This is a genomic window from Streptomyces sp. NPDC055078, assembly GCF_053607985.1.
Genome location: NZ_JBSGUP010000314.1, coordinates 1 through 9,365, shown reverse-complemented (window position 1 = coordinate 9,365; position 9,365 = coordinate 1). Strand labels below are relative to the sequence as shown.

At 70.6% G+C, this 9,365-nt stretch carries 7 protein-coding genes; 2 read left to right on the top strand and 5 right to left on the bottom strand.

Going from position 1 to position 9,365, the window contains the following annotated elements; all coding sequences use genetic code 11:
* Positions 1 to 129 precede the first annotated feature (129 nt).
* Complete coding sequence (locus ACWF94_RS24055; RefSeq protein ID WP_453492064.1) at positions 130 to 1,611, top strand: glycoside hydrolase domain-containing protein; 1,482 nt, start codon at positions 130 to 132, stop codon at positions 1,609 to 1,611.
* A gap of 123 nt (positions 1,612 to 1,734) precedes the next feature.
* On the opposite strand, the gene ACWF94_RS24050 is transcribed toward ACWF94_RS24055, so the two are convergent.
* The 5 genes from ACWF94_RS24050 to ACWF94_RS24030 form a co-directional block, all read right to left on the bottom strand.
* Positions 1,735 to 2,583, bottom strand: a complete 849-nt coding sequence (locus ACWF94_RS24050; protein WP_453492061.1) for an MOSC domain-containing protein — start codon at positions 2,581 to 2,583, stop codon at positions 1,735 to 1,737.
* A gap of 99 nt (positions 2,584 to 2,682) precedes the next feature.
* Entirely contained in the window at positions 2,683 to 3,618 is a 936-nt protein-coding gene (hemC, locus tag ACWF94_RS24045) for a hydroxymethylbilane synthase (RefSeq protein ID WP_453492058.1), read from the bottom strand.
* A gap of 114 nt (positions 3,619 to 3,732) precedes the next feature.
* The gene (locus tag ACWF94_RS24040) at positions 3,733 to 5,049 is read right to left on the bottom strand and encodes an alpha/beta hydrolase-fold protein (RefSeq protein WP_453492055.1); all 1,317 of its coding nucleotides are present in this window, start codon (positions 5,047 to 5,049) and stop codon (positions 3,733 to 3,735) included.
* A gap of 193 nt (positions 5,050 to 5,242) precedes the next feature.
* Positions 5,243 to 6,709, bottom strand: a complete 1,467-nt coding sequence (locus ACWF94_RS24035; protein ID WP_453492053.1) for an MFS transporter — start codon at positions 6,707 to 6,709, stop codon at positions 5,243 to 5,245.
* 277 nt (positions 6,710 to 6,986) lie between these two features.
* A complete protein-coding gene (locus ACWF94_RS24030; RefSeq protein ID WP_453492050.1) occupies positions 6,987 to 8,660 on the bottom strand; it encodes a DUF885 domain-containing protein in 1,674 nt (557 codons plus the stop codon).
* Positions 8,661 to 8,777: 117 nt separating this feature from the next.
* On the opposite strand from ACWF94_RS24030, the gene ACWF94_RS24025 reads away from it, so the two are divergent.
* Positions 8,778 to 9,317, top strand: a complete 540-nt coding sequence (locus ACWF94_RS24025; RefSeq protein ID WP_453492047.1) for a GbsR/MarR family transcriptional regulator — start codon at positions 8,778 to 8,780, stop codon at positions 9,315 to 9,317.
* Positions 9,318 to 9,365: the final 48 nt, after the last annotated feature.

Sequence of the window (9,365 nt, the reverse complement as noted above, 5' to 3'; positions counted from 1 at the left end):
CGCCGTCCCGGTGCTTCCGCGCACCGGACGGCGGGCCGTTCGGACATTTTCCTGTCGGGTGGGGTTCAGTTGCCTCGGACCGGAGCATCCTGGTTCCCACTCGGTCACGCCACACCTTGGGGGACATTCATGTGGCACCCGCACCGCACCGCTCACAGCACCCGCACGCGTACCGGCACCCGCACGCGTACCCGAAACCGAACCCCGATCCGCACCCACACCACCCGCACCACCCGCACTGCGGGACCCGCGCGCAGCCGTACCGGCATCCGCAGCCGTATCCGCAGCCGCTTCCATCTCCGTGACCTCGCCGTGCTCGCGGCGGCCGGTGTGCTGAGCGCCACCGCCGCGCTCGCCTTCGCCCCGCCCGCCGCGGCCGAGCCTGCCACCCCGGTCGCGTATCCGGCGGGCGCGACCGCGACACGGCACTCCGGGCTCGCGTTCGACACCTGCACCGCGCCCACACTGGCGGCGATGCGGGCGTGGACCGCCTCCCCGTACCGCGCCGTCGGTGTGTACATCGGCGGCGTCAACCGCACCTGTGCCCAGCCGCAGCTCACCCCGTCGTGGGTCGCGTCCGTGGCCGCGCTGAAGTGGCGGCTGCTGCCCATCTACAAGGGGCTGCAACCGCCCTGTGGCGCCCGGCCGACCGATGCCAAGATCAGCCTGGTCCCGGCGACGGCCAGGTCCCAGGGCGTCACGGCGGCGCGGGACGTCATCGCCCAGGCCAAGGCGCTGGGCATGCAGCCGGGCAGCGCGTTCTACAACGACATCGAGCACTACACCCAGACGGACACCGCCTGCCGTACCGCCGTCCTCTCCTACGTCTCGTCCTGGACGAAGGAGCTGCACCGGCTCGGCTATGTGTCGGGCGTGTACATGAACCTCAACCTCGGTGCGAAGCAGCTCTCGGACGTGTACACCTCCACCGCCTACGCCCGCCCCGACGCACTGTGGATCGCGCGGTACGACAGCGTCGACTCCCTCAAGGGCTGGGCCAATATCGCCGACTCCAAGTGGGCGGTGCACCAGCGGGCCAAGCAGTTCAAGGGGACGCACAACGAGACCTATGGCGGTGTCACCATCAGCATCGACACCAACCGCCTCGACGCGCCCGTCGCGACCCTCGCGTACACCTACGCGGTGACGAGCACGACCCCGCTCAACGCGCGCACCGGCCCCGCCACGACCTACCCCACCGCCAAGACGTATGCGCCACGGGCCGCGCTGCGGGTGGTGTGCCAGACGCCCGGGACCAAGGTCGGCACCACCTCCGTGTGGAACAAGCTGTCCGACGGCAGCTATGTCACCGACCGCTATGTGAACACCCCGTCCACCACGGGCTACAGCGCCCCGCTGCCGCGCTGCACCTACCCGTACCAGACGACCGCGACCGGCGGTCTCGCCGAACGGACCGGGCCCGGGGCCGCGTACCCGGCGCAGGGCACCTCGCCCAACGGCTCCCTGGCCTGGGTGTACTGCCAGCGGTCCGGTACGCAGACCGGCACGACCAAGATCTGGGACCGGCTGGAGAACGGCCGCTATGTGACGGACTACTACGTGGCCAACGCCAGCAACACCACCTACAGCAAACCGGTCCCGCGCTGCTGACCCCGGAGCCTCCCGGGACAGGGCTCAGGGGTCCGGGCTTCCGGGGCGCCGACCGGGCTCATAGGTCCGGGCTTCAGCGCCGACAGGGCTCAGGCGTCCGGGCTTCCGGGGCGCCGACCGGGCTCAGGGCGCCCAGACCGGCCGTACGACATCGCCCACGGCGAGCGTGCCGCCCCGTACGACGGCGGCCTTCATCCCGAAGCTGACCTTGTTCTCGTACGCGGGCTCACGGCGGTACCCGGCGAGCGTACGGATCGGTTCCGGGCCGGCCCGCAGCCCGGTGGCCTGGTCGACCATCGGGACCGCGCACCGCGTCGCGCGTACCGCGTAGGCGAGCTGTGCGGTTCCGATCTCCAGTCGGCGCATGGCGTCCTCGGCGTGCGGTTCGGCGCAGCCGCCGAGGACGATATTGGGGCGGAAGCGGTCCATCGGCACCGGCCGCGCGCCCCGTGCCTCGATCCGGGCGTTCAGCCCGTCCAGCGATGCCTGCGAGGCGATGAGCAGAGCGTGCGCGTCGGCGAAGGCGACCTTGCCGGGCGTCTCGCCGCCCGCGTCCCGGTCGAAGTCCGCGGGCACCCGCACCAGCCGGGACTTCATCCCCAGCACCTCGGAGAACCAGTCGGCGGCGATGTCCCCCTGATCGACGCCCTCCCCGATGGGCCGCCCGAACATGGAGACCGGCAGCCGCTCGCCGTCCGGTTCGACCTCGACCAGGAGGTCCCCGACCCCGTCGGCGGCCAGCCGCAGTCCGGCGCCCCCATCGGTGATCCCGGGCCGTACGGCGGCCATCGCGGGCAGGGTCCGCTGACTGCGGAAGGCCCCGTCGACGGCGTCGACCACCATGAACGTACGGTCGTGTGCCAGACCGGTGTCACCGACGCGGGCGGACCCGGTATCCGTACCGGCGCACCCCTTCACGGGGTAGTACGTGAGCCGCCGTACGGTGACGGGGGCCGATGGCTGGGCGGGCATGCCTCAGACGCTAACCGCTCACTGCACTAGTTGCAACACGCAATTGCACTAATACAAATAGCGGGCCGGGGGCGGCTTCCGGTGCGGTGGTCCGGCCGCTCAGTGCGCGATGCCGTCGATCAGATCGCGTGCCCCCTGCCGCAGCAGCGCCACCGCCACCGAGGTCCCCAGCGTCGCCGGATCGAGCGGACCGGCCCATTCGTGCGCGTTCAGGACCTGCTTGCCGTCCGGGGTGAAGACCCTGGCGCGCAGTGAGAGATCCCCGCCGCGCTCGGCTCGGGCGTACCCGGCGATCGGCGAGTTGCAGTGCCCCTGGAGCACATGCAGGAACATCCGCTCCGCCGTCGCCTCCCGGAACGCCGCCGGGTCACCGAGACCGCTCACGGTGTCGATCGTGCCGTGGTCGTCCTGACGGCACTGGAGGGCGAGAATCCCGGCGCCGATCGGCGGGCACATCGTCTCGACCGACAGTACCTCGCTGATCACCTCGGTGCGCCCGATCCGCTCCAGACCCGCCACCGCGAGCAGCAGCGCGTCCGCTTCCCCGGCCGCCAGTTTCTCCAGCCGGCGGTTGGCGTTCCCGCGCATCGGCACACACTCCAGGTGCGGATGCGAGGCGGCGAGCTGCGCGATCCGCCGTACGGATGAGGTCCCGACCCGGGTGCCGGCGGGCAGTTCGTCCAGAGTGAGACCCTCAGGGTGGATCAGGGCGTCCCGGATGTCGTCCCGCGCGAGAAACGCGGCGAAGGTCGTCCCGGCCGGCAGCGGCCGGTCGGCGGGCACGTCCTTGACGCAGTGCACCGCCAGTTCCGCCTCCCCGGCGAGCAGGGCGGCGTCCACCTCCTTGGTGAACGCGCCCTTCCCGCCGAGCTTGGCGAGATCCCCCATCCAGCGGTCCCCGGAGGTGGTGACCGGCACGACCTCCGTCCGGATACCGGGGTGCAGGGCACTCAACTCCGCACGGACACGCTCGACTTGGGCGAGCGCCATGGGGGAGGAGCGGGAGACGATACGGATCAGCTCGGGCACAGACATGCGGAACACCCTAGGGCGTCGGGCGCCCTGGTCATTTCATCTTGGCCCAAAGGTGTTTCGCCTCACGGTCGCGGGGGTAACCGGACCGGCCCATCCCCCTCGGGCTCCCGCCGGTCAGCCGCCCAGCAGGAAGCGCAGCCCGTCGGCGAACGTCCGGCGCCAGCCCGCCTCTTCATGTCCGCCGGGGAACTCGTCGTACCCGATGTCGTACCCCTTGGCGATCAGCACATCGCGCAGATGCCGGCTGGTGCTGAGCATGGTGATACCGCCCGGCAGCGGCTGGGTCTCCAGGGTCCCGGCGCCGATCCAGAACCGGAGGGGACGCGGCGGCTCGGCGGCGAGCTGCCGGGTGAGCCAGCCGGGTTCGTCGTCAGGGCCCATGGAGTACGGGCCGTTACCGTCGCCGAGGAACTCCTTCATGCCCCACCAGTACGAACCGGACAGCGCCAGCACACTGCCGAACAGCTCCGGCCTGCTGTGGGCCAGCCACGTGGAACCCAGCCCGCCGTAGCTGACACCCGCGACGACCGTACGGGCCGGGTCCGCGCCGGCCCCGTAAGCGGAACGCATCCAGGGCAGCAGTTCGTCACCGTACTGCCGGACGAGATCGGGGTTGCAGCACATCTCCGTCATGCGCGACATGGCGTCCTTGTTCCGTACGAAGACGGCGACGGTGGGCGGGATGGCCCCGGCCTCGATGAGATTGTCGAGAATGACGGGGTAGTGGTCCACGTGGAGTTCGCCGTCGAGCAGCATCACCAGCGGATAGCCGCCCCGGTCCGGCTCGTACCCGTGGGGTGTGTAGACGGTCATGGTCCGCTCGTCACCGAACACCGCCGACGCCACCCGGTGGTCCGTGAGGGTGCCCGGGGTGCGGCTGGGACCGAACCAGGTTTCGGCCGCCGCGCCTGGCAGGGTGAGGACGGACATGTGGGTGACCTGTTCGGAGGCGGGGTTCATGGAGCTCCACCACGAGACCATGCGATCGGGGTTGAACGGGTCGGAGTGCGACGTGCGTTCTATCTCCAGCATCATGTCGACGTATCCGCCCGCCTGCGAGAGCTCCATGATCTCGCCCACCGATTTCAGGGTGTACTGGTTGTCGACCGCGAAGTAGTACGCGACCGAGAGCCGGTCGTCCTTGACCCGGACGGACAGCCGCCACACGTCCGTACCGGCGATCCGCTCCATCGAGGTGGCCCGGGCTTCGTCGTCAATGGTGAGCTGCGAGGCGACCTCGATGTGCTCGGCCGATGCGATGTGGACGAAGGTGACGAGACAGCCGCCGCCCGGGAGCGGTTCGACCAGCGGTCCGCCCGCTTCGCGGAGCGCGTCCTCCAGTGCGCCCTGCGCCCCCTCTTCACCTGCGGCGATGGCGTCGAGGAGCGTGGCGGCCCGGCTGCTGGTCGGTACTGAGGTGTCCACAGTCATGGAAGTCTCCTTGTGCCGGTGCGATGCCGGGGTGTCGGTGCGATGCCGGGAGTTCCGGCCTTGCGGGGTACTGCTGCTGGGGCTGCGGTACGGGCTCTGACGGCCACGGGCCGCGACGCGTACGGGGCGAGCCGTGACGCGTACGGGGCGGGCCGTGACGCGTACGGGGCGGGCCGTGACGCGTACGGGCCGGTCAGGCCGGGACCGAGGGCGCCCGGTCGGTGGAGCCGGGGGCGGCCGGGGCGGCCGTGCCACGCCCCGGCATGGCCCGGACGAAGAGGGCGGCGGCAGCGGTGATGGCCGCCGCGACGAGGTAGCTGTTGGTGTAGCCGGCCTCGGTGGGCATGGGCACGGGCGACCCCTCGGCGGAGCGGGAGACGATCGCCGCCGAGATCTGGAGGCCGAGGGAGAGGCCGACCGCACGGGCGACGGTGTTCAGCCCGGTCGCGGCCCCGGTGTCCTCGGCCGGGACGGAGTCGAAGATTCCGTTGTAGACAGCCGTGGACCCGGCACTCACTCCGATGCCGAGGAGTACGAAGAGCAGGATCAACTGCCAGGGCTCGCTGTGCAGGAAGGCTCCGAACAGCGAGCTGCCCGCGGCGATCGCGAGTCCCCCGACCAGCACTGCCCGGCTGCCGGCACGGCGGCAGGCCATCCCGGCCAGAGGGCCGATGACAGCGGCGACGACGGCGCCGGGAAGCAGATAGAGACCGACGTCGGAGGCCGTCCCGCCCAGCCCAAAACCGGTCTCCTTCGGCATGACGGTGAGTTGGGGAATCGCTATGAAGGCGGCCGCGTACCCCATGATGAGCACGACGGCGACCAGGGTGGCGCTGATCATGACCGGGTTGGTGAGCATCGTGACATCGATCAGCGGGTCGGCCGTCCGGCGTTCGACCAGGACCCAGACCGCCCCGAGGACCAGGGTGGCGGCGAGGAGCCCCAGGACCAGCGGGGACGTCCAGCCCTCACTGGGCAGTTCGGTCAGCGCGAGCATCAGGGAGAACAGGGTGGCGGCGAGCAGAACGGCCCCGGCCCAGTCGATCCGTCCGGGGGCCGTGGCGGACAGCGGGCGGGATCCCGGAATCGCCCAGGCGGAGAGGAGGGAGATCACGATGATGAGGACGGCGGGCAGGGCGAACATCCACCGCCAGGACAGGTTCTCGGCGATCGGCCCGGCCAGCACCACTCCGGTGCCGCCGCCGAGGGTGAACAACCCCGCGATGAAGCCGACGGCGACGGTCCGCTTCTCCGAGGCGAATCGTTCCCGCAGGAGGACGAAGCCCAGCGGCAGGAAGGCCACGCCGACGCCCTGGAGCGCCTGCCCGGCGACCAGCAGCGGGAAGGAGCCGGTCAGCGCGGAGACGGCGGCTCCGCCGACGACAAGCGCCGAGACCCCCAGCAGCAGGGGGCGGCCGCCGTAGCGGTCGGCGAGGGAGCCCACGATCGGGGTGGTCAGTGCTCCGGTGATGACCAGGGTGCTGGGAATCAGCGCCGCCTGGGCGGGCGTGAGCGACAGATCGGCCCCGATCAGCGGCAGTACGGGGATGGTCATGCTCTCCACCGCGCCGATGACGAGCGTGAGCAGCCCGATCAGACCGATGACCACACGGTCGGAGCGTCTGGATGTGACCTTGGAGGTCGAGGATCTCTCGGACATGGGTCCTCCGGTATGGGGAGTGAGGGTACGAGCGGCGTGGGTGGTTCCGCTCGGGGAGCCGGGGCAGGGTGTCCCCGGTGTCACGGACAGCGCGAACCGCCGGGTTCCGGACGGGTTCGGCGTTTCCGACGGGGTGCTACGGGGTGCTGCGGGGTGCTGCGGACGGCCGGTGCGGGGTCCGTGGCGGGGTTCCGCGGACGCGGGGCCAGGACGGGGCATGCCGGGCGGTACGGCGTCGGCGCGCAGGTGAAATCGGCGCCGTGTTCACGGAAACGGTTCAGGCGGCGTTGATCCAGTCGGTGATCAGTTCATCGAGGACGGTGAGTGACACGGCGCTGTGCCCGATGACCTCGTGGTGGAAGTCCTTGATGTCGAAGCGGTCGCCGAGCGCGGTGCGGGCACGTTCGCGCTGGGCGAGGATCTCGCGGCGGCCGATCATGTAGGCGGTGGCCTGGCCGGGGAAGACGATGTAGCGGTCGATCTCGTTGCGGACGTTGGCCTCGGTGGTCGCGGTGTTCTCCCGCATGTACGTGACGGCCTTCTCTCGCGACCAGCCGAGGTGGTGCAACCCGGTGTCCACCACGAGCCGGCAGGCCCGGACGGCATCCAGCGACAGCATCCCGAACCGGGCGAGGTCGGAGCTGTACAGCCCCATCTCGTCGGCGAGGCGCTCCGTGTAGAGCCCCCACCCCTCCAGATGCGCCGTCATCTGCACTGCCGACTTCCGGCGGAACTCGGGCAGCCCGGTCAGGGTCTGGGCCAGGGCGATCTGCAAGTGGTGACCCGGGATGCTCTCGTGGAAGGCCAGTGCCTCGTACTCGTACCGGAACCGGGTCCCGGGGTTGATCGTGTTGATCCAGTGCGTGCCCGGCAGACCGTCAGGACCCGGTGGCTGGTAGTACGCCAGCGGCGCGGTCTCCGCCTCCAGTGCATCGATCTCCCGTGTCACACACCCGGCGATCTCATACGCACGGAACCAGCCGGGCACCGCCCGTTCGGCCCGCGCCAGCGCCTCGTCCACCAGCGCGACGATCTCTTCCGAGCGGTGGAACCGCAGCGACGGATCCTTCCGCAGCGCCGCCAGCGCCGCATCCGCACCACGGGTGCCGAGCACCTTCGAGCCCAGCTCCGCGAACTCCTCCCGCAGCGCGGCGACCGTCTCAAGACCGATCCGGTGGATCTCCTCCGGGCCCAGTCCGGGCCGGGTGTGGCGCGCGACCGCGTCCGCGTACCCCTCCACACCACCGGGCACATGACACACCCCCGCCCGGTCATCGGGCCGGGCGTGTGCGAGGAGCCCCTCCGCGAGACCGTCCCGGTAGCGGGCCACCGCCGGACGCACCAGATCCCGCACGATCATCCGCGCCCGCTCCGCCTCCGGCATCCCTGCCAGCGGCCGCACCAGCGCATCACCCTCCAGGGACCCGGCCAGATAGCCCTCCAGCTGCGCCACCGCACTGTCCACACCACTGCGCAGCGGCCACCGCCCCTCACCCGCGGCCGAGAGATGCCGCTTCAGCGACGCGTCGAAGAACCCGGGCAGCGCGGCCAGCCGCTCAAGAAAGTCCGGCGCGCTCTCCCCGTCCACACGGGTCATCGCCACGGCCCGGAACACCCGGCTCTGCGCCGACGTCAGGCTCGCGGACACCGCGAAGGCGTCCAGCCCGTGCTCGATCTCGCTCGCACCGTTCGCGAGGAGACTGCCCAGCACACCATGGGTGATCCGGTCCTCACCGGTCAGTTCCCCGCGGGGCACGGCGGCCAGCCGAACCCCCAGCGCGCCCAGCGCCGACCGGTGCTCATCGGCCGCCTCCCGCGACGGGTCCGGGACCCGGTGGGCATGGCCCGCGACCCCCAGCAGCGTCGCGGTGAACGGGTCGTACGCCATCTCCCCGGCGAAATACTCCTCAGCCAGACCCTCAAGATCCACTCGATGCTGCTGCTGCGTCATGGCCACTCCCGCTGTCCGACCGTGCGATGCGGCGAGTATTCGAGAGTGAGGATCGTTTAGTCAAGAGAAAATGTCATTCAATCTAAAATGAGCATCACTCGTTGGTAGGCTCGCGCCATGGCTGAAGGTGACCAGAACACTCAGACGGAACGGGAGTTCGCCGACGCGCTCGCCGAGCAGTTGAGCTCCCAGATGCCACGGATGGCGGGCCGGATACTCGGCGCGCTGGTGATCACCGATGAGCCGTATCTGTCGAGCAAGGACCTCGGCAGCCGACTCGGCGCCAGCTCGGCCACGATCTCCACCATGGGCCGTCTCCTGATCAGCGTCGGCCTCGTCCGGCGCACCGTCTCTCCCGAGTCCCGCCGTGACCTCTTCACCCTGGCCGACAACCCGTGGGTCGGTGGTTACCGCAACGGCGAGCGCTACATCCGCGCCATCGTCGACCTCGTCGACCAGCACCTCACCGACCCCGACCTCGCCGACACCTCCCGGGCCAAGCTCCGCGAGATGCGGAACATGTACGCCTTCCTCTGGGCCGAGGTCCCCCAGATCGTGACCCGCTACGAAGAGTGGAACGCCACCCACGGCCCGGACGCGATCTTCCACCCGCCCCACGACACGGACGAGACGCAGGGAGACCCCGCCGGGACGTAGCACCACTCCGCGCCCCCGCGCAGCACTGCCCGCCGCACAGCGATGAGG

What these genes read in the sequence shown, in the direction of transcription:
- ACWF94_RS24055 (WP_453492064.1), top strand. Translation starts at nt 130, where the DNA reads ATGTGGCACCCGCACCGCACCGCTCACAGCACCCGCACGCGTACCGGC.
- ACWF94_RS24050 (WP_453492061.1), bottom strand. Translation starts at nt 2,583, where the DNA reads ATGCCCGCCCAGCCATCGGCCCCCGTCACCGTACGGCGGCTCACGTAC.
- hemC (WP_453492058.1), bottom strand. Translation starts at nt 3,618, where the DNA reads ATGTCTGTGCCCGAGCTGATCCGTATCGTCTCCCGCTCCTCCCCCATG.
- ACWF94_RS24040 (WP_453492055.1), bottom strand. Translation starts at nt 5,049, where the DNA reads ATGACTGTGGACACCTCAGTACCGACCAGCAGCCGGGCCGCCACGCTC.
- ACWF94_RS24035 (WP_453492053.1), bottom strand. Translation starts at nt 6,709, where the DNA reads ATGTCCGAGAGATCCTCGACCTCCAAGGTCACATCCAGACGCTCCGAC.
- ACWF94_RS24030 (WP_453492050.1), bottom strand. Translation starts at nt 8,660, where the DNA reads ATGACGCAGCAGCAGCATCGAGTGGATCTTGAGGGTCTGGCTGAGGAG.
- ACWF94_RS24025 (WP_453492047.1), top strand. Translation starts at nt 8,778, where the DNA reads ATGGCTGAAGGTGACCAGAACACTCAGACGGAACGGGAGTTCGCCGAC.